At 58.1% G+C, this 20,362-nt stretch carries 14 protein-coding genes and 5 pseudogenes; 7 read left to right on the top strand and 12 right to left on the bottom strand.

Annotated features, from left to right (window positions below):
* Positions 1-624: a hypothetical protein gene (locus BXE_RS03465; protein WP_038456902.1), complete on the bottom strand. Its 624-nt coding sequence runs from the start codon at positions 622-624 to the stop codon at positions 1-3.
* Between the two features lie 2,171 nt (positions 625-2,795).
* Between BXE_RS03465 and BXE_RS03460 the strand changes: the two genes are divergently transcribed.
* Both BXE_RS03460 and BXE_RS03455 read left to right on the top strand, forming a co-directional pair.
* Positions 2,796-3,893, top strand: coding sequence for an integrase domain-containing protein (locus tag BXE_RS03460; RefSeq protein WP_011487040.1), 1,098 nt, complete (start codon positions 2,796-2,798; stop codon positions 3,891-3,893).
* Positions 3,894-3,902: 9 nt separating this feature from the next.
* Positions 3,903-4,271: a hypothetical protein gene (locus BXE_RS03455; protein WP_011487039.1), complete on the top strand. Its 369-nt coding sequence runs from the start codon at positions 3,903-3,905 to the stop codon at positions 4,269-4,271.
* A gap of 474 nt (positions 4,272-4,745) precedes the next feature.
* On the opposite strand, the gene BXE_RS47065 is transcribed toward BXE_RS03455, so the two are convergent.
* From BXE_RS47065 to BXE_RS03435, 5 genes and pseudogenes are all read right to left on the bottom strand, one after another.
* The gene (locus BXE_RS47065) at positions 4,746-5,090 is read right to left on the bottom strand and encodes a hypothetical protein (protein ID WP_233518830.1); all 345 of its coding nucleotides are present in this window, start codon (positions 5,088-5,090) and stop codon (positions 4,746-4,748) included.
* Between the two features lie 100 nt (positions 5,091-5,190).
* Complete coding sequence (locus tag BXE_RS47060) at positions 5,191-5,376, bottom strand: hypothetical protein (RefSeq protein ID WP_233518831.1); 186 nt, start codon at positions 5,374-5,376, stop codon at positions 5,191-5,193.
* A 765-nt stretch (positions 5,377-6,141) separates the two neighbouring features.
* Positions 6,142-6,993: an IS21-like element helper ATPase IstB gene (gene istB / locus BXE_RS03445; protein WP_011487036.1), complete on the bottom strand. Its 852-nt coding sequence runs from the start codon at positions 6,991-6,993 to the stop codon at positions 6,142-6,144.
* Entirely contained in the window at positions 6,990-8,474 is a 1,485-nt protein-coding gene (gene istA / locus BXE_RS03440; RefSeq protein WP_038456258.1) for an IS21 family transposase, read from the bottom strand. Before istA ends, istB begins: the two co-directional genes overlap by 4 nt.
* Before the next feature lie 590 nt (positions 8,475-9,064).
* Positions 9,065-10,037: pseudogene (locus tag BXE_RS03435) on the bottom strand (IS5 family transposase).
* Between the two features lie 218 nt (positions 10,038-10,255).
* On the opposite strand from BXE_RS03435, the pseudogene BXE_RS43820 reads away from it, so the two are divergent.
* The 4 genes and pseudogenes from BXE_RS43820 to BXE_RS03425 form a co-directional block, all read left to right on the top strand.
* A pseudogene (locus tag BXE_RS43820) lies at positions 10,256-10,878 on the top strand (IS30 family transposase); the annotation flags it as partial.
* A gap of 686 nt (positions 10,879-11,564) precedes the next feature.
* Positions 11,565-11,723, top strand: coding sequence for a hypothetical protein (locus BXE_RS46380; RefSeq protein WP_158340923.1), 159 nt, complete (start codon positions 11,565-11,567; stop codon positions 11,721-11,723).
* A gap of 1,102 nt (positions 11,724-12,825) precedes the next feature.
* A pseudogene (locus BXE_RS03430) lies at positions 12,826-13,104 on the top strand (transposase); the annotation flags it as partial.
* 44 nt (positions 13,105-13,148) lie between these two features.
* Positions 13,149-14,174, top strand: a complete 1,026-nt coding sequence (locus tag BXE_RS03425; protein ID WP_011487026.1) for an IS110 family transposase — start codon at positions 13,149-13,151, stop codon at positions 14,172-14,174.
* Positions 14,175-14,734: 560 nt separating this feature from the next.
* Here BXE_RS03425 and BXE_RS48110 read toward each other — a convergent pair.
* The 5 genes and pseudogenes from BXE_RS48110 to BXE_RS03415 all read right to left on the bottom strand — a co-directional run.
* Complete coding sequence (locus BXE_RS48110) at positions 14,735-15,121, bottom strand: transposase (protein WP_407668613.1); 387 nt, start codon at positions 15,119-15,121, stop codon at positions 14,735-14,737.
* Positions 15,108-15,323, bottom strand: a pseudogene (locus BXE_RS43810) (IS3 family transposase); the annotation flags it as partial. The pseudogene BXE_RS43810 and the gene BXE_RS48110, both read right to left, overlap by 14 nt.
* A 12-nt stretch (positions 15,324-15,335) precedes the next feature.
* Positions 15,336-15,827 (bottom strand): transposase, encoded by a 492-nt coding sequence (locus BXE_RS47050; protein WP_322787377.1) that lies wholly within the window; start codon positions 15,825-15,827, stop codon positions 15,336-15,338.
* 47 nt (positions 15,828-15,874) lie between these two features.
* The gene (locus BXE_RS47045; RefSeq protein WP_233518832.1) at positions 15,875-16,438 is read right to left on the bottom strand and encodes an IS110 family transposase; all 564 of its coding nucleotides are present in this window, start codon (positions 16,436-16,438) and stop codon (positions 15,875-15,877) included.
* Positions 16,439-16,651: 213 nt separating this feature from the next.
* A pseudogene (locus BXE_RS03415) lies at positions 16,652-17,266 on the bottom strand (IS3 family transposase); the annotation flags it as partial.
* A 325-nt stretch (positions 17,267-17,591) separates the two neighbouring features.
* Here BXE_RS03415 and BXE_RS03410 point away from each other — a divergent pair.
* Positions 17,592-18,920, top strand: a complete 1,329-nt coding sequence (locus BXE_RS03410) for a putative sugar O-methyltransferase (protein ID WP_038456906.1) — start codon at positions 17,592-17,594, stop codon at positions 18,918-18,920.
* Between the two features lie 236 nt (positions 18,921-19,156).
* On the opposite strand, the gene BXE_RS03405 is transcribed toward BXE_RS03410, so the two are convergent.
* Positions 19,157-20,340 (bottom strand): IS3-like element ISBxe2 family transposase gene (locus BXE_RS03405; RefSeq protein WP_085953577.1). Its coding sequence is split into 2 segments (ribosomal slippage): positions 19,157-20,085 and positions 20,085-20,340, totalling 1,185 coding nucleotides; the frame shifts between segments, so codons are not numbered across the junction.
* Between the last annotated feature and the right edge of the window lie 22 nt (positions 20,341-20,362).

The raw sequence follows: 20,362 nt of genomic DNA, 5'->3' as shown, positions 1-20,362 counted from the left end.
TCAGGTCAGGATCGTGAGCCCGGGAGGAAGCCGCTTTTCTCGTGACTGACCATCGTTCAGGGGCTCACAGACAGAATGCGTGGTTGTCCCCAGCGCGCGGGCCGCCTTGCGCAGGTCGCCACGGTGTTCCGTGAGGGCCTCCATGACCTTATCGCTTGTGAGCATCGGTATGTCTGGTCGCGAGTAGGCTGCCGCATGCGAGCATTGGACATGTCTACTCTCGACACTCGACGCACCCACGGTGAGAGGCGCACTCAGTAAAGCGATGAGCTGGCGCTTTCGGATCCATTGCAAAAACTGGCGCCAATGCTCGAGCCTCTCGGCCGCCTCTTCAGATGTCAGCCGCTGCGTGGACCAGCGATTGATGAGGACCCGCAAATGCTTGCTGCCGAAGTTCCACGGTGTTTGTAAAGCATACCCGCTGGCGCGCAGCGCCTCAAAACCCGCCAATACCTCCGCCACCCGCCGGCATTGGGTTTCAGCCGGCACAGGATCCTTGGCCCGAGTGCGCCAATCGTACGTCGACGTGACACGGCCCCGGGCAAGCCTGCGGAATTCCCGCCTGAATTCATGCGGCAGACTGCTGCAGGCAATCACGTACCGGTATTCGTAAAGAATGTACATGTTTGTTTTCCTTGTATTGATTCCGTGACTTGGTCGATGCCACACCGGCACCGACCGGCGTTCAGCGGCGCGGCGAGCGCGCTGCCGTTTGAGTGCGCTGTTTATCGGGCCGCGCGCGCCACGGGCAAGGAAGTGTGCAGACGATGGCTAGATGCCATCGAGACGCAGTCAGAGGTGAAGTTGGAACGGCCGACGCTCCACGCCGCCTGGACTGGGACGGCCGTCAGAAGTTCGCAAAGAAGAAAAAAGGGAAGGAGGAGGGACAGCCGAAAGACAGGCACTAAAACTCACAGTGCCAAAGGAGCGCGTACAGTGTCCAGAGAGCCAACCAGAAGCGTCCGGGCGAACGGCTTTGCCGACAGGCCGATCGCAAAATACGGACGGCTATGGCAGTGCAAGATCGATGCGTTGTGGACGCAGGCGTGAATATACCCCCACGCCGTCAAAACTGGCAAGCCGGCGGCTCACGGTACCCATGCTATGCTCGACACACCGAAACAGCGGGGAGCCAGCATGGACATCGCATGGCCGTTACTTGGACTCAATGTAATGTTTGTAGGCATGGGCTGGATGATGGACCGTGGTGCGCGCCGGCAGAGGAGGCAGCTCATTGCGCGACGTTCATCGGTCGCAGCTTCGTCCCAGAGGGAACCGCAACCGCGCGCCGTCGCGTTGCACCGGAGAGAACTGCACTGCCCACATTGCGGCCATACCATCGGTGACCGGGATTTCGCACGGCCGCATGCGCGGACGACCTAGCGGCCGACACGCGAATTACCGTATTCCAGACGGCCACCCATCCGAGCGCGAACACACTGACGCTCACGTAGCCCGCGATATTCAGCCTTCAGGCCGCGCGGAAGGGACGACTTTTCAGAGCACTGCGCGGATCGGCCAATTTCTCGTTGGAGCACTTCGCGGACGCGGCCACGCTGTTTGCGTCGATCGTGGCGGCCACCTTACTCCCCACTGATGTACCGCGCTGAGACAATGCGGCTGCCACCGACTGACTACGATTCGCTCAACGATTGCTCAAATCTGCGTTGGCCAGACAACAGAATCTCTCTCGTCCCCCATTCGCAGTGACGTACGCCGCCAACCCGTTGGTCAGGCAAGGAAGCGCGCCAGGATGGGGGCCGAACGTAATCGCCGACCGTGGACTGGTGTGCGATCGAAGGTCACCACCTAGTGTTGCGTCGCGGGCCACTCGAGGACGTTGCCCATGCTGCGGCGACCTGCTTTTTGTGCGAAAGCGACACCCCCCTTTTGCTATCTCTGCAGCTATGTTCTAATGATTGCAGTACCGTTCGCTCACGTCACGAGCATCGACCATTACACCCCTTGCTGGGGGTTGGGGGCTTTTTAGCCCAATTTCTATACAAGCATTGCTCAGCCTCACGGCGAAGCAAAGCACTTTGCCAAGTTCGTGTTAGCAGCATCAACATGAATCGGGCGTGCACGGCTCAATCGAGCCAGAGCCTTTTCCAAAGCAAGAAGTTCCCACAGCGTCATTCGCGTGGTGCCTCTCTCACTCTTTCAGGCCAGCACGCGCAGTCGGTGTCGCGTCGCGACCAGTTACCGCCTGTGCGGTAAGTGATCGCTCGCCAACGGAAGCTCCGTACAAGCGAGTCTTTTCAACGTACCAGGGATTCGCTCCCTGACGCCTACGCCCCAGATACGAGCAGTGTTCGTGACGCGGCCATGCCGCCAATATCTTCCCGATGTCGAGGAAGCATCTTCTTGCGATATACACCGCGGTATCCATCAAGACAAACCTTGCGATTCATTCATCTCCGGATGAAGGTCGCAAGCGCTCCAATCGCGGTGCCGGCTCCCATGACGGGCGCAGAAAGAGTGTCTCTGTCAGACACCCGCCGCTCACCGCTCCCGCATTGACGCAATTTCTCTTCGCGGACTTCCACTTTCCATCCAGAACCTGCTTTCACCAAGGGCCTATCCGTAACCGGATCCCATAGCTCAACGCATTACCCGGCCCCCTCCCTGAATTCAATTGCTTACGTACGCGCTCGCCCCGCCCCGGCCAAGCCCGTCATCGCAGACATCCGAACGTATTCCGGATCTGTCACGAGCTCATCGTGACCGGGGCCGTGTTTGCCTTTCCCCGCGGGCGAACATGAGTTGACATGCGGGTGACAGCCAGGAGCTAGCTCATGAGCATGATGTCAAAGGCCATACACAATTCCGCCATAAGCAGCAAAAAAGCAGGCGGCAGCTTTGCAACTCAGCAGAACAGGCGGTTCGATACAACAGGCCTTTTGCGCTTTGCCAGGCAGGTGGGGGAATTACGCGCATCGGTCAGTCAAATCCCGGAATGGGTGATTCATGCCTATGCCCAATACTGCATGGCACAGGGCAAAACCGCGGGCACCCTCGCGAACATATTTTCGGCTGTTCGTGTTACATCGCGCCATGCCGGCCGGAACATTGACGAGGTGTGCAACAACAAGGAACTTCAGCTCGTTCGACGAATACGGAAGGGGACAAAACGCGCCATGAACCCGACCGAAATTGACGAGTTGATCGGCAAAGCTAAATGGATAGATCAGGGGCTCATGCACATGATATCGCTCGCCCTGCACCTCGGACTCCGACGCAAGGAGGCACTGATGTGTGCGCGCGATCTCGGAATGTGGCTTGACGCACTCGTTCGCGGCGATTCCACGCTTCCGCTGATGCGTGGCTCGAAAAACGCAAGGCCGAGGCACGTGCGGATCATCGAGTGCGAGCGCCCGCAGACGATCGAAGCGATCCGTTCCGCACTCGCGTACGCGCGCGAACACAATCTCGAATTGATTACTGGCAACGGCAAGACACTCAAATCCGCAATGAATCGACTCAAAGCACTACTGCGCAGGGCTGGTATGGTCGGGCCAACCAGCTTTCATTCGCTTCGTTACACATATGCGCTCAAGAGTGCACTCGAAATGCTGGAGGCGGGAATGGCCCCCTACGAGGTTCTTGCGGAACTGAGCGAATCGCTTGGACACGGCCCCAGCCGCATCCAGATGATTCTTGGACACTATTGCCAGCCGATCCGGGCGAGGTTCGAGGGGCATATATCAGTGCACCATATCGAAGCCGATCGTCGCCGCGCGCCGAGCAAACTACCCCGGGCAACAGCGCGCCTTCTGGCAAAACGTCGACATGGCGCGCTAAGCGGCTATCCTATCGGCCTGCCCAATGGGACGCACGATCTGGCATGTCCGGCTGACGACGCACTAATGGAAGAGCACCCTTCCAAAACTTGAGAGGCCTCCATGTCCGATTCCTCACTCCTCAAGCAAGTCAAGCGTTGCGCCGACAAGATCGGATGCAACGACATGATGCGCGCCATCATGTCAAACGTCTGGCTCGAATTTGAACGATCCATAGCTCCGTACTCATCGCTTCCAGGCCGGCTGCCGGACCTGGATCTGGCTCTGCTTGCGGGCTTTATCCAAGCGCGCTCGAAGCGATGCGTTGATGTTGAATTACTTCTCCTGGAAATCACCTGCATCAGAATGGTGCTACTGGAATCCGGTTTCCTCCGCAATCAGCTGAGTGAACTTAGTGTTCGCATTAGACGGGATCGGCTTGCCAACGATGAGAACGGTAAGTATCGGTTCGCAAAAACGCTTTGTATCTGACCTATCAGCCACTGGGTTTGGGAGGCCAACGAGTTAGCCGAGCTCGACGCTCTTGTGGTCGGAAGCCAGCGGGGAGCGCCCGGGCACAACTCCTTTGACCCTCGACGCCTCTCGCATTCGGCTCGGCCGATTCTTTTGGATGAGCGCGTGGCGCTATACCGCCACGGTCGCTGCGTCGAGGTGAATCCAGTATATGACCAGAACTGACAGGCGCCCGCGTTTCGGGTGATTTCGTGTTTCGTCCCATACAGAGCATCCTCGCGACTACCGCGAATCCACTTTTAGAGAACCTAATTACATTACCAGCTTACGGAGAACAGCCAGCATCTGCCCGGGAATACCGCAGGTTTGCCACCTACCTCGTCTAGCGCTTAAGCCCCCCAAAAACAATAATGGCATGGCGGAGAAACTCGTCAAGATCATGAAGTGCCATCAGGTTGCACGACGACCAACGCCGTTCGCTAACATTTCGCCCTATACGCAATTCTCGCCCCAATCGGTACAATGCAACTGCAAATACGCGGCGATTCTTTCCGAATCGAGATACTGGCGATGACTGTCGCGAAAGCGGTTGAACCGCGTGCGCATAAAATGGTGAAGCTCTGACGCTTGCAGAGTTGTTTCCGGCAAGGTGGGATCAAGCGCGCAATGCGGTGCAGCGAATACCGCAATGCATTCAACCGGGCAGTCGTATTCGATCAGTAGACCACGCAGGTGTCGCAGGGCGGGCTTTGCCCTGCGCAACGGAGACGTCTGCACCGAGACAACACCAAGCCTTTCATGTACAAGAAGCTCCTCGTCGTTTGACGAGCGCTTCACGGTCCCGGTCCAATCGTATCGATCAATGACAAATGCGCCAAACGCAGTCACAGCAAGACACTCTGTCCACGTCATAGGATTGCGCGTGCCGGGCGCGTGCTCAAGTATGAAGCACGATTGATGCCATCTTCTTTGATAACGGAAGAGACAAACTGCGTTGATGCCTTTTCCAGCCATTGCGGTCGCTGGCGAGTCCCGCGCGCTCAACGGCCAGTTCTTGCCGGCATGCGGCAGCGTTGGGTGCACGTGTACCCGTAAGAGAAAACAGCGCCTTGACCTGTTTCATTTGTTTTCCTTTGGTTTGACTTCATACGGTAAACATAAAAATCTTCTATGCGATCATTCCTCATTCTGATAATTAGTATTACTTATATATAAAAACCGGTAACGCGACGTCTATCTCCATATATTTGATGTCTGCAATGCTGCGCTCGAGAAGCCTCCCTACGGCAGCCATGTCCAACGCGCCCATGCCGATGAAGCATCAGAACGTCTGCTAGACGGCTGGCATAATTCACGTCGCCAAGCAGCATCCCGATAACTTCAGCACGCCACGTTCATCACGAAGTCAAGACAACGGGTCGAGAAGAGAAGCAGTCGAATCGCACCCGCGATGGGCTTTGTCATCTGTTACCACCGAGGCAGCAGTCGTTTTCCATTTCGCGGAGAGCGCGAAGGCGAATTCGACGCGACTACGAAACAAAGGGGTTAATTCCTCAGGAAAGTGGATGTGGCGCGACAATCTGGATGAGAGACGCGCGACAATCAAGTTGAGAATGTCGCGGCAGGAATGATGATGCCGATGTTGATTGACGCTGGCAAGCGTTTGTTGATTGACGCGCGGTGTTGATTGACGCGGGCGAGCGGGTGTCGCGCGACAATCAAGCTGAAGCCTTCCGTCGTTGAGGATTGCTGTGTAATGTGTGACGCCGCAGGTATTCTGGCTGCGCGACAATCAGGATGAGAATGGGGTGGCGTGGAAGGTGATGGGTTGATTGACGCCGGCTAGCTTTACCTGCGAGCCGCGCGTCAATCAGGATGAGACAGCGGGTCAGTTGGTGAGGTCAATGCCGTGCTGATCCTCCTGTGTCGGTGGCACGCCAACGTTCTTTGGTGTCGCGCGACTGGCCGGGCGTCCCGGTTCCTGCTGCTTGCGCTGCAGGGCCGTACGGCGACGGTAGCTTTCGACGTTCAGCTCAAAGATGGTCGAGTGATGGACCAGCCGGTCGACGGCGGCCACCGTCATGGCCCGGTCGGGGAAGACCTTGTCCCATTCGCCGAACGGTTGATTTGCTGTTATGCAAAGAGAACGGCGTTCATATCTGGCGCTGATGAGCTCGAACAGGACCGACGTCTCGGCCTGATCCTTGCTGACATAGGCGAAATCGTCCAGGATGACCAAATCGAAGCGATCCAGCCGGTTGATGGCGGACTCCAGAGCGAGTTCGCGGCGCGCGACCTGCAACCGCTGCACGAGGTCGGTGGTACGCGCAAACAGGACCTTCCAGCCCTTCTCCAGCAGACTCAGTCCGATGGCCGACGACAAGTGCGACTTGCCACCGCCACTCGGTCCCAGAAGAATCAGGTTGGTGCCGTTACGCAGCCAGCCGTCGCCAGCGCAAAGCGCCGAGACGTGCGCGCGGGACACCATCGGCACCGCGTCGAAATCGAAGTTCTCCAGCGTCTTGCCCGGCAGCAGCTTTGCGTCCCTGAGGTGACGTTCGACCCGGCGTCGATCGCGCTCGGCGATCTCGTGTTCGGCCAGCGCCATCAGCAGGCGCGCTGCCGGCCAGCCTTCCGTGTCGGATCGCTCGGCAAAGCTGGACCAGATCTGCTTGATGGCGGGCAGCCGCAAATCGTTGAGCAGCAGCGACAGGCGGGTGGCGTCGATGTCGAGACTCATGCCGTCACCTCCGTTGCCATGTCAAGCAGGGCTTCGTAGTCGCTCAGCGGTGCCAGCTGGACGTTCACCTCCGGCATGCTGTTCGTGCGCTTCGCTTCGAAACGCGAACACAGTGTGTCCAGGTCGGGTAACCGTCCATCGCCCAGACACTGCTGCAGTGCCTGGGCCAGTTGCGCTTCGCAGTTGTGCTCGTGGGCCAGGCTAAGCAGTTCAACCATGGTCCTGCATGCCTGACGCTCCGGGAGCTGCTCGAGCAGGCGATCGAAGGTCAGGCGATAGGCCTCGCGCGGAAAGATCTGATCGCGATAGACCAGGTTGAGCAGCGCCATGGGCTTGCGGCGCAGCGCGTGGATGACGTGCCGGTAGTTGATGACGTGGCCGTGCTTGCCATTGGGGCCCGCACGGCCGCGCTGCAGTGTCATCAGGGCCGTGCCGCCCAGGAACAGCTCCAGGCGGTCGTCATACAGCCGCACGCGCAGGTGATGGCCTATCAGTCGTGACGGGACGGTATAGAACACCTTGCGCAGGACGAAGCCGCAGGTGGTCGTGACGTACACGCGCGTTTCCTCGTAGTCGCACGTACGCTGGACCGGAAGCGGCTGAAGCAGTGCACGCTCGGCCTCAATGCGTTTGCCATTACGCGCGTTGATTCGACCGACGATCTCGTCGATGAAGCGGCGATAGGAATCGAGATCGTCGAAGTCGTGACTGCCGCGCAGAAGCAACGCATCACGCACTGCGTTCTTGAGGTGCCCATGAGGGCTCTCGATGGAGCCGTTCTCGTGGGCAACGCCACGGTTGTTGCGTGTGGGCTGCATGCCGTAGTGAGCGCACAGCGCATCATAACGCGTGGTCAAATCCTCGCGCGCGTCGGCATCGAGATTGCGGAACGCCGCCGACAGGCTGTCGCTGCGGTGCTCGCGCGGTGCGCCTCCGAGTGCCCAGATGGCGTTCTGAAGCCCTTCGGCCAGCGCGACATAGCTCTCGCCGCCGAGAATGACGTGAGCGTGCTCAAAGCCCGAGCAGGCCAGCCGGAAGTGATAGAGGCGGTGGTCCAGCGCGATACCCGCCACGGTGATGCCCAGGCTGTCCATCTCGGTGAAGTCGGACAAGCCTAGCTGACCGGGCTGGTGTACCTGACGGAACATGACGTCACGTTCCTCGCCATGAAGGGCGCGCCAGTCGCGAATACGCCGCTCGAGAGTGCGACGCACGTTGCCCGGGAGCTCGGGATGGCGCCGAAGCATCTCGTCGAGTACGGCTATCGGCCGGATGCCGGGGGCGGACTGGAGCAGCGGCACGATCTCGGTGTCAAAGATCGCGACGAGGGGATCGGCCCGGCGACGCCCGCGCGGGGCCTTCTTCTGCGATGGCAGTCGCCGGTCCCGATCGATGCGATAACCCGTGGCGGCGCTGAACCCGGCGCGCGCAGCCGCTTGAGCTGGTCCTTCCTTGAGTCTGTACTTCATGTAGAGCCTCATCTGATGGTCGTTGATGTGTCGGCCGGGCAACTCAGCCTCCCTTCGCTACATGGAAGAGCTGTTCATACCCGATTTACCGCGACCACCGACAAGGCACCCCGGCAGCGGGGCGGACTCCTCGGCGCGGCGTTGCGGCAGCGGTTCCGGGCTACGCCCTCCACCGCTGCCGCAACGCCAGTACTCTCATCCAGATTGACGCGCTGCTCTCATCTTGTTTGACGCGCGGCAAGTGGAACTGCTGCGGCCAAGCGCGCGGCTCGGAGCCAGCGCAATGTTTGAGAAAGAGCTTCGTTTGTCTAACGTGCTTGCGGACCTTCGCGGTACATGCATGCGGAGCACACGATGAGGGAGCGGGCAGAACACGCGGCGAACTATCTTTGCGCGGCAGCGCGGACGCAGTGCGACGAGCGGTTGAGTCGCTATGCCTTTGCCCGCGTTGGACGCGGAGCGAATTAGGGAAGGTCTGCACAACGCGTTTTCAGAGCGCAGATCTCTTGCCACTTGAACCGAGTCAGAGATGAGAATCTGCCGACAGGCTGGTCGTCCGGCTTCTGAAGCGCGACGCCCCTTGTTTGCTGAGACTTGTGGCCTCAATCTCCGAGCATTTCACGTTTCCGCAAAACCTTGCGTGCCATCCACAGGTTACCCAGCGCAATTAGTATCGTGATCTGGGCGGTGTTTTTCATCAAACCCCGGTACCGGGTCTTCGTGTAGCCAAACTGCTGCTTGAGGACTCGGAACGGATGTTCGACCTTGGCGCGGACGCCGACCTTCAGACGTTCAATCTGAACGAATCGCGTCCGGGCGATCGTTCAGGTCCAGTTGTCTACGCCTGCCTGGCCGCATCGCGACATGCCAGCGAACCGCCTTTGCCTTGCAGTGCGTTTCGATACCCTGATATCCGGCGTCAGCGTACACATCCATTTCCTGCCGTGCAACAACGCTTCGGCCGCGTTGATGTCGTGAACGTTGGCCGCAGTACCGACGACGGCGTGCACCAGCCCCGAGTCTGCATCCACGCCGACATGCGCTTTCATCCCGAAGTACCACTGATTTCCCTTCTTCGTCTGGTGTATTTCCGGGTCTCGTGTACCAGAGCCGTTCTTCGCAGAGCTGGGTGCAGAGATCGAGGTAGCGTCGACAGCCGACCGTGTTTTAAGCATCAAGCCTTGCTCGCTCAAGATCTCATTGACCAGCGTGAGCATCTGCGCAGCCAGGCCGAGCGTTTCGAGCAGGTGGCGAAACCGGAGAATCGTGCCCTCGTCCGGCAAACGCGTCATCCCGCCGTCTAGCCCCGCAAACTCACGATACAGTGATGCGTCATAAAGCGCCTCTTCCATCGCCGGCCATCGCCGGGTCTGACAGACCAAACCACTGCTGCATGAAGTGGATCTGCAGCATCGTCGCAATCGGGAACGGCGGCCGTCCAGTCTTCTTCGGATAGTGCGATTCGATCAACGCAATCAACCTCGACCATGGCACAACGCACCTCATCTCATCGAGAAATTCCCGTTTTCGGGTACGTTTCGTTGACAGATCCAGACCAAGGCCAAGTTGCGTCATCGAGGCACCCCTTAAACTTTCCTATCTACCAGGATAGTGCAACCGTACGTCGACGGCAGGACTTTTTGCAAATCTTCCCTAGGTTCGAACGAGCGGCCCTGTTTGCCGCCGAGATGCTATTGCGGTGGAAAATTGGTTCGTGTGGACCGCCTGCAGCAACGCGTCGTTTGCAACGTTGGAAACGACAACAGATCCCCACCATTGCCGGTCTGGCATGTACGGGCCGTGCACTTCGTTTGCCTCGAGCCAGGATGCAACAGCGTGGAAAGCACTCCCTCACTCCGGAGGTCATGATCAGTGAACGACCGGCTCACACTGCTGATCGTGCTGTCCCGGATCACTGGGAAGGTGACCTGATCATCGGCCTTAACCGATCCGCAGTGGGCACGCTGGTCGAGCGTACCAGCCGCTTTACAATGTTGCTGCATCTCCGACCTATGGAGGGCCATGACAACGGCGTGCGAATCAAGAATGGGCCGCCGCTGGCGGGTTATGGAGCGGCGGCTGTCCGCAATGCCATAGCTGCGAAGATCGTGTTAGTACCAGAACGGTTGAGACGATCACTCACGGGACTAAGGCGCAGAGACGGCCCAGCATGTGCAGTCGAATCGATACAGGTCTGGAAATCTATTTCGGCGATCCTCAAAGCCCGTGGCAACGTGAGACCAACGAGAATACGAACGGTCCGTTACGTCAATACTTTCCCAAAGGCAATGACATCAGTCGGTACACGGAGAGTGAACTCGATGCCGCCGCATACGCACTGAATTGCAGACCGCGTAAAAGCCTTGGATGGAAAGCGCCAGCAGAAGCACTGAGACATCTACTACTCGCGTCATAAACATCAGATGTTGCAACGACTCCTGGAACCTAAACAGTATGCAGCTCCTGTTTCAGGACACGCGGAAGGCCTGTGGCATACGTTGATCGATGAGCCGACGTGGCGATTGTTGGGTCAACGCGCCACGGAAAGTCTGTGGGGTTCGCTGAAGATAGCACACATGCCTGAACGACACTTCGCCACGCACGCGGCGTGCCGCAACGGATGAGGTGATTGACTGACTGGGCTTTTCCAACGCACGCCGGTTACACTCGACTACGTCAGCCCATGGCGTTCGAGAAGAACCGGCTGACAGCTCACCAAGACGAGGCCGCACAACTCCCTCGGTTATGGGATTCGTCAAACAGGGGCAAGGTCACAACGTCAAGCGGCAGACCGACAAGGTCTTTTCCAAGAATTTTCCGCCCCGATGAGACGACCTCCAATCGTGTGACTTCATCGCGGCGTGTCAATTCGACGATGAGCGCATGCGCTGTGCACGGCAGGTTTGGTAAGGTAATCGAATGAAAGCCTTCGGAGTGGCATCTAGGGTTTTCTTGGCAACCGCAATGCCACGCGGCCCGGTCGGCTAAACTAACGAAATGCAGCGCGGACGGTCGCCGTGTATTAGGCGAGGGAACGCTGGTGCAGCGGGCTACGCACGGATCATACAACGCGTCAACCGGCGCAAATCGAGGAGGAAAGGCATGAAAGTTAAAGATCTGTTAAAAGCATTGGAAGAGCGCGGGATGGACGAGGAAATATTGATTGAATCAGAGCCTGACAAGTATCGCGAAAAGCTCCTAGAAACTGTATGGATTGACGAACGGGGCATTGTGCTGAGCGCAAGACTCATGCCGGACTGAGCCTGTTCGGCAGCGTGTGCTATGGTGCGCGCGCCGAGGGCCTGTCAGGAATAGTGAGCAACTGTCTTACCAGTCAAGCCGTGTGGATGAATTCGTCCCATGGCTTTCCTGTTTTTGCGATGGCGTTGAGGATAAGCCAGCAGTTTTCTCATGCAGGCAACCAGAACAACCTTGTTCGGCTTTGGGCCGGCCCCGGCGATAACCGGACACGAGGTAATGCTTAAACTTTGAGGTAGTCTTACGCCTATGGTGCGACACGAAGCATGAGGCTCGTTGTTGAAGAGCGCAGTGCATGTCCGCTTCATCATTGTCCAGTCGCGAACATGTTCGTACGATAGAGGACCCGCTGTGCGACCAGAGGTGGCCTAGGAAAGCATCTTTCGTTGGCGACGACGCTGGATGAAGCCTTTCCGACAACGTAGTCCAACTGTATGCGCCGCCGCGAGGTGACGTGTAGAAGCTCTGAGCAGCGACGGGGCCGAGACGCAAGGCTGGCCGGTATGGGTAACACATGTGAATCGCTGATAAACGTCGTCAGAAGAAGAATGCCAAAGCTGCTGTCAGGCATTTACCAAACAGGTGCACGGGCGGATGCTCCGTTCATAGGTCGGAGCACGTCGTCGAGATGCCCGCCGGCGAAAAGGCGGACCCTAACCCGGTCGTGTGATGAAGCGGGAACGTGGTAAGCCCATACAGTTGCCCACGAGGCAGACGAGTCGCAAGGCGAGTTGTTGACTGTGCGGGTAAGAGAAGACGGAAAAAGCGAATGCTGGGCTGAAACGGTCCAGATAAGGGTTTCAACATTACCCTACGCGAAAGCGTGCAGACTTCCGTCCGGTGTCCAGCGCAAAGCTGTCGAAAGACTTCGTAGATGGAAGCATGAAAGAGCATCGTTCGCGGTGTCTGCGCCCTTCGCTGCGGCGGAAGAACCTCGGCAAGACAATGCGCAGGCGTCAGATGGTGGACGCCGGTCACACCGGCGTGTGACTTTGGAATGCTTGAGCCGTATGCAGGGAAACTTGCACGTACGGTTCTTAGGGGAGGCCGCAGCGGCGACGCTGTGGCCTTACCCGATTTTAAGCCCGGCTCTAACGTGGAACCCATTGAAGTTCTGACCCAGCCCGAACAGCGCCGCCGGCGCTCTGTCGAGGAGAAGCTTGCGATAGTGCGCGAGACCTTCGAGCCCGGCGCAACCGTATCCGGAGTTGCCCGTCGTCATCAGGTAAATGCAAACCAGGTGTTCGCCTGGCGCAAGCTCTACCAGGACGGAAGCCTGTCAGCAGTTAGTGCTGGCGAGCAGGTCGTGCCGGCATCCGACCTGGCCGAAGCGATGAAACAGATTCGTGAACTCCAGCGACTGCTGGGCAAAAATGGTATGGACGCCTCCTCATCGCATAATTGAGGCCCGTCCTACCGGAGAGAGAAATGGAACCGACAGTCGTGGGCGTAGACATCGCCAAGCGGGTTTTCCAACTTCACTGGATAGTTTCAGATACCGGCGCGGTGTTTGACAGACAGCTTCGTCGTAGCCAGTTCCTGGAGCACTTTGCTAACCGCGAACGATGTCTTATCGGGATGGAGGCTTGTGGAGGTTCACAGCACTGGGCGCGTCGTCTGATTGAGCTCGGGCACGAGGTCAAGCTGATGCCCGGCAAGCACGTCAAAGCGTTCGTCACAGGAAACAAGAACGATGTAGCAGATGCGCGCGCCATCTGGGCAGCAGCAAATCATCCGGGCGTGCGGGCGGTGCCGGTCAAGACTGAAGCCCAGCAGGCCGTTCTCGCGTTGCACCGAATACGGCAGCAGCTCGTGATATTCCGCCGCTCCCAGTCGAACTGCCTGAGGGGCTTGCTGGGAGAGTACGGAGAAGTAATGGGCGTCGGGCGTGCAGCAATGAACCGGGCCATGCCAGACGTCCTGTCGCGCCTCGATTCACGCCTGCCTCGGGTATTAATAGATTCTCTTCGAGAGCAATGGCAACGACTAGTCGATATCGACAAGCAGATTGCTGCCATCGAGCAACGACTCCGTACATGGTTACGTGAGAACCCGGCCTGCAGGACAATCGCAGAAATCCCGGGCGTGGGGTTTCTCACTGCCACTGCCGCCGTCGCTTCTATGGGCGACCCGAAAGCCTTCCGCTCTGGGCGGGAATTTGCGGCATGGCTGGGCCTTGTTCCCGCGCAGTTCGGAACCGGCGGCAAGGTCCGCCTGCTTGGCATCAGCAAGAGAGGAGACCGGTATCTGCGTACTCTCATGATTCACGGTGCCCGCTCCGTTATGAAACACGCGAAAGACCCGGGGTCGTGGGCTGTGCAATTATGCATGCGGCGTCCCCTCAATGTCGTAGTCGTCGCGATGGCAAACAAGATAGCCCGAACGATATGGGCCCTTCTGGCCCACGGTCGCTCATACAGCGCTAGCTACCCACCGCCCCTCACGGCGACTTGACCCCCCGCGTCACCGCGTCGTTCAGATTCTCAACTCTCTAGTTCAAGGTTGCGCAAGGTAACGTTGCAATGGCAAACAGGTAAGACCGGGACTCATCAAACCTGCATCGTCTTCCGGACGTCATGGTCCGTGGCAAAAATGAGGATTGAGTCAGCGGATTCCATTAGGGCCAGCGGGCATCGACCTGCACAGGCCGAATATAAAACCGCAGCCTGTATCTGTTCGACAACGCAATAAGTCCTTGGCAAGCTGGAGGCGTCCATATAAAGACGATGGAAGTGGAAATCTTCCGCGAAGCAGTGGAGTACGGCCGGGCAAAAAATGTATGGTCCCCCCCGGTTTTGCAAGCGAGCATTGGCAGCGAAGCAGTTTGCGTAAATGTATCCGGCCTCTCGCGAGTCAGCCGCTTTTGGCGGCAAGGCCATGATGGGATATGCGCGTCTGGTTCCCAATAAATTGGACCGGCCACGAAGGCCGCTTTTTTGTCCCGGACTTACCAAACGCCGTTGCACTGTTTCGTCATCAATTGCGGGCAAGCAAACTTGGAAGTGGTCAAACTCCTATTGCTGCTGTGGTTGTCTCGCGAGCGCAACAATAACCTTGTTACGGTGTATGCCTTTCGCTTCCATTGCGCTTATCCAGACACCAAGGTGGTCCTTTGTCCGGTCGAGATGCAGCACGCACGAACGTGCGCCGTGAACAAGTAGTTTGCGCAAATATGGATTACCACGCTTGCTGATACCGAGGAGGTGCTGCTTCCCTCCTGTCGAAAATTCCCTTGGTACGAGGCCGAGCCAGGAGGCCAGATGACGTCCGGATTTGAACTGGGTTCCCGTGCCGGCAAAAGCAGTAATGGCCGTAGCCGTCAGTTGGCCAATGCCCGGCACTGAAGTGTGACCTTCCCTCTGTTTTTCGCCTTCCAGAGGCCCCGGGTTATGCAGCCGCATCCTTTGCCTGCTGAGCACTGAGCCAGTCTTGCAGGAACTGGGTCGGCGATACAAAGCCGAGCGACGAATGACGACGACTGCGGTTATAAAACACTTCGATGTATTCGAACAAGTCGGCTGCGGCCTCGCGGTGCGTTCGGTAGCGCGTAGCATGTACCCGTTCATTCTTCAGGCTGTTGAAGAAGCTCTCCGTCGGCGCGTTGACGCTCCTATGTCAAGCAGCGGCCGTCGAATCGGCCAGATCGGCCAAGATGAGCGGGTACAGTTCACGGACGATATAGCGCTTCAGGCAGCGATGGATTTCCTTGTTCGACATGCCTTCCTTTGTCCGACGATCCACATACGCACGGGTACGCGGATCACTGCGCATCCGAACCATGGCAATGGTCCATAGGGCGTTATTTGCAGACCGATCTCCGCCCCTGTTCAAACGATGCCGGACCGTCTTGCCGGACGACGCCTGCAACGGACTTGTGCCGCAAAGTGCCGCCAGCGCAGCTTCGCTTTTCAGACGTTCGGGATTGTCACCTGCGACAGCAACCAGTACCGCCGCGGTCTGCGGGCCAACGCCGAATCTTTCGCGAACTCGCTTGGCATGCTCGCTGGTGAGGCTGTCAAGCATGGTATCGAGTGCTTTGAGCTCTTCTGCCAGCGTCAGCCAACGCTTTGCCAGCAACCGCAGCGTAGTGGTAAGCGTTTGCAACATTGGCGTTTTACCCAACGAGCGAAGACGGACGCAATCCTCAACGCATTCTACAACCTGGGGGGCGACAATTGTTTTGGCCGGCGTGCTGCTTGACGCCGTCTAGCAACCTTCGCTTTCAGAAGACGATCACGGATTTCCTGCGGCGCGCTGACGAGCAAAGCCCGTAACTGGTTGATAGCTTGCGTCTTTGCCTTGACTGCACTGCGCCTGGCAACGGAGACGGCGCGCATCGCCTCGGCGGCACCGGACTGCTCCTTTGGAATAGCCGTAGCCCTTCCGGCGAGGACCGCACGCGCAGCGTTTTCGGCATCAGTGGGATCTGACTTCCCTCTGGATCGGCGCATGGCGCTATCGGGACGATTCACTTCAAGCACCTCGATCTCATGATCGCGCAGCACGCGGGCCAAACCCGCTCCGTAGGTGCCGGTACCTTCAACGCCGGCGCGGCGTAGCCGGCCGAACGAGTTCGCCCATGTCAACAGGTCGAGATATCCTGCCGTGTCGGTCGTAACCGACAGCGTTCCGAGAAGCTTGCCTGTGTCGCTGATCACAGCCCCGACATGCGTATCCAGATGCGTGTCAACCCCCAGAATCACTTCGTTTTGTTCCATGCGTGTATCCGTTGTAGTGGGCGCATCGCCAACCCCACTCGCAGGACAGGACACTCATGGTGCAGTACAAAGCTCCTATCAGGTCACAGACGGTGAGCCCGGCAACGCTCGGGGAACGCCGGAACCCGATCGACAGGTCAACGCCAGGGCAGCTCGGCCAATCCCAACACGGGTCAGATCGGTCCGACGTTCGAGGCGTATTCTGAACTGAGTGTCCCAACAATTTCCCTTGCGGCTCATCGAACAGCGCATGCCATAGTCGGACAGTTTGCGCTGAAACTCGTGGCTCGCGCCCTGGCTGCCACGGTCCGAGTGATACAGCGCGCCGGGCGCGGGCTTCCGGCGGAACCACGCCATCATCAGCGCGTCAGTCACAAGGTCCACCGTCATGCGCGGCTTGATGGACCAGCCCACGACTTCCCGATTGAACAAGTCCAGCACGACCGCAAGATACAGCCATCCTTCGTCGGTCCAGATGTACGTGATGTCCGAGCTGAACACCTGATTCGGTGCAACCGGCGTGAATTCGCGGTTCAGCAAGTTCGGCGCGACCGGCAGCTTGTGCCTGGAATCGGTCGTGACCCGGTAACGACGCCTGTGGCGTGCCCGAATGCCGTTCTTGCTCATCAGACGCTCCACGCGAGCTTTGCCGGCCGGAAACCCGCGCGCGCGAATCTCCTCGGTCATGCGCGGCGAGCCATAGGCTCCCTTGAACTCTGCATGGATGGACCGAATCAACGTAAGCAACTGGGCGTCAGTGAGCCGCTTGCGCTTGGGCGTGCCGCCACGCTTCCAGGCGCGATAGCCGTTGACGCTTACCCACAGGACACCAACGCACGCGGGTAAATCAGTTAACCGCCTCGCACACAAAAATGCGGACAGGTTCAGTAGTCAGTTCGAGCTTTACCTCCCGCGCAGCGCTGGCGATCTCACGGCGAATCACATTGGAGGCGATCAACGCACCCCATGCCTCCCAGTACCCCCTTCGACTGTGCGACTGCGCAAGGTCAACTCCGCGCCGAACATTGATTGCTTAAAGCTCCCGGTAACTGGTCGCGATCTGGCAGCGGCGCTCGTCGCAAGCGCAACGCGGGCTAGTCGTGCTCAGGCCGATCGTTGTCGCTCTTGGTGGATAATAGGAGGGCTGTCGACTATGTACCGCCTTTCAATCTATCCAGTATCCGCAATGAACCAAATAGCGCTGCCTCCCGATTTTGACGCCAACGATTACCTTGACCTCAATCCTGACGTGCGCAATGCGGGTGTCGATCCTGCCGCTCACTATCTAAATTATGGACATCAGGAAGGGCGCGCATATAAGCGCGGCCCTGATTGCCGGGCCCAATTTCTTGAGCGCATGGAGACACTGGAAAACTTTGTGTGGGCATTGAACCGGATGCCTTCGTATTTGCCTCCGGAGCTCACCCTATCGTCAGAGCCCGGATCGCCCGCAGATCAAAATTTGGTGCGCCGCGTGATGAAAGCCTACCGGGACGCGATCAAGCACTTTGCGCCGACAGATGGATTCTGGGACGTTTGGCATTTTGCTCTCAAGAAGCCAATTCATGACGCGCTTTCTGGCGACGATGTTGACACTGCCGCTCGATTTCTCAGGGATCCGGCATCAAGCGCATTCTTCTGGGGTTTCGATGCGATTGCAAGTTCGCCAGAAGGCGAGATGGAGCCCCACGAGCTAGTACTGACACGGCTCAGTAGGAAGGCGGATTGGCGCGAACTGTATTCATACTGGATCTCCGACGCGCTGGTTAGCCTCTCGGAAGCCATCGGCGCACGCAGAGCGGACTATCCAGAATACGAGGTCGATAAGACTCTGGCCGATCGCTCAGGCGTACTCGATGTCGACTCTTTGCTCGACGAGATAGAAAGTGAACTGCGAATTCAACTCGCCTTCCCCAACCCATATCCCAATGAACTTGGCGTTTCGTCCAAGCGCGGCGTCATCGGGTTTCGTTCGGTTCAGTCTTTGTATCAAGGCTGGCGTATTGGGCAACTGGCGCAGGGCAAGCCTGAATTTCGGGTTATGGAAATTGGTGCCGGGCTTGGGCGTACCGCATACTTCGCGCGTCAGTTCGGCGTGAAAAATTACACAATCGTAGATCTACCGCTGACAAACGCCGCTCAGGGATATTTTCTGGGTCGCGTCTTGGGCGACGGCGAGGTCTCGCTTGGTTCAGAGCAGAGCATCAGCCCCATTCGGGTTATGTCCAATACGGAAATCGACGGACACGACGAGAAATACGATCTTATCGTCAATGTTGATTCTTGGACAGAAATGCCAAAGGACGTGGCTCACTCTTACTGGAAGTTTGCACGCAATTCGACGTGCAAAGTGCTTTCAATCAACCACGAGTTCAACTCGCATACCGTACGCGAACTATATCGTGACGACAGCGGTGTTCATGCGTCTCGATACCCTTATCCTTTGCGCCGTGGCTATATCGAAGAAATCATTACATGGTGAGCCCATGTGAATACTTTCCAAGCGACGATGATTATCAAGTCGAACCCAAACAATCCGGAAACCCTTATGTGGCGAGGCTTTAAGGCCGAAATGGTGTTGTGGGAATTGCAGGGGCCTGGCATATTGATACGTGAATCCTGCAATTTCTGACGAGGTTCGGATGGGTCCAAAGACGCCTGTGACGGAGGGAGATTTCTGACCTTGCCCCTGTTTGACGAATCCCATAGCCACGGAAATCAGGCCGCTTCGCCTCGCTGAACTGCGGCCCAGTTTTTCTCGAACGTCATGGGGCTGACGTAGTTGAGCGTCGAGTGTAGGCGCCGCGCATTGTAAAAGCCTAGCCAATCAATCACTTCATCCATTGCGGCACGCCGCGTGGCGAAGTGCCGCCCATGCATACGTGCGACCTTTAGCGAACTCCATAGACTTTCAGTAGGCGCGTTATCCCAACAATCGCCGCGCCGGCTCATTGACGAACGCATGCCATAGGCCTTCAACGTGTCCTGAAACAGGCCGCTGCAATACTGGCTGCCCCTGTCGCTATGCACGATTACGCCGGCTTCAGGGCGGCGTCGGAACCACGCCATGCGCAATGCGTCCGTGACCAGTTCAGCCTTCATGTGCGGCTGCATCGACCAGCCCACCACCTGCCGGCTGAACAGGTCGATGATGACCGCGAGGTACACCCAGCCCTCGGCTGTCGCCAGATACGTGATGTCGGTCGTCCAGACCTGGTTCGGTGCAGTTGCAGTGAAATTGCGCTCCAGCAGATTTGGCGCAACCGGCAAATCGTGGTTCGAGTTTGTCGTCGCGATGTACTTGCGCTTGTGCCGGGCTCGAATGCCATGCTGTGCCATCAGTTTGCGAACCCGCTCCTTGCCCACGCGCACGCCATGCGTGAGCAGCTCCTTCCACATGCGCGGCCAGCCGTATTCGCCCCTGACCTGCGTGTGAATCGTCTTGATGTGCGCAAGCAGTGCGTCGTCACTCACGCGGCCTCGGTGCGGCTTGGCCTGCGCGGTGCGTTGCCTGCGCTGATGATATCCGCTGGGACTGACTTCCAGCACTTCACATAGCACCGAGACCGGCCAGTGGTGTCGATTGCGCTCGATGAACGCGTACTTCACATCGACTCCTTGGCGAAGTACGCGGTTGCTTTTTTTAAAATATCTCGCTCCATCTTCAGGCGAGCCACTTCGGCACGCAGCCGCGCCAGCTCCATCTGCTCCGGACTCACAGGCTTCGTGCCGGCTCCCGTCAGCTTGCCTTCCCGGTCAGCCTTCACCCAGTTGTACAGCGTCTGTTCAACCACACTCAGTGTCGCCGCCACCGCCGCCATGCTTTGCCCGGCTTTGACCAGTCGCACCGCTTCCAGCTTGAACTCGAGCGTGTACTGCGCTCGCTTTGCCTTGCTTGTCATAGTTCTTCTCCTTGCTTGAGTT

Source organism: Paraburkholderia xenovorans LB400 (genome assembly GCF_000013645.1).
Taxonomy (GTDB): Bacteria; Pseudomonadota; Gammaproteobacteria; order Burkholderiales; family Burkholderiaceae; genus Paraburkholderia; species Paraburkholderia xenovorans.
This window is presented reverse-complemented; position numbering and strand designations above follow the sequence as displayed.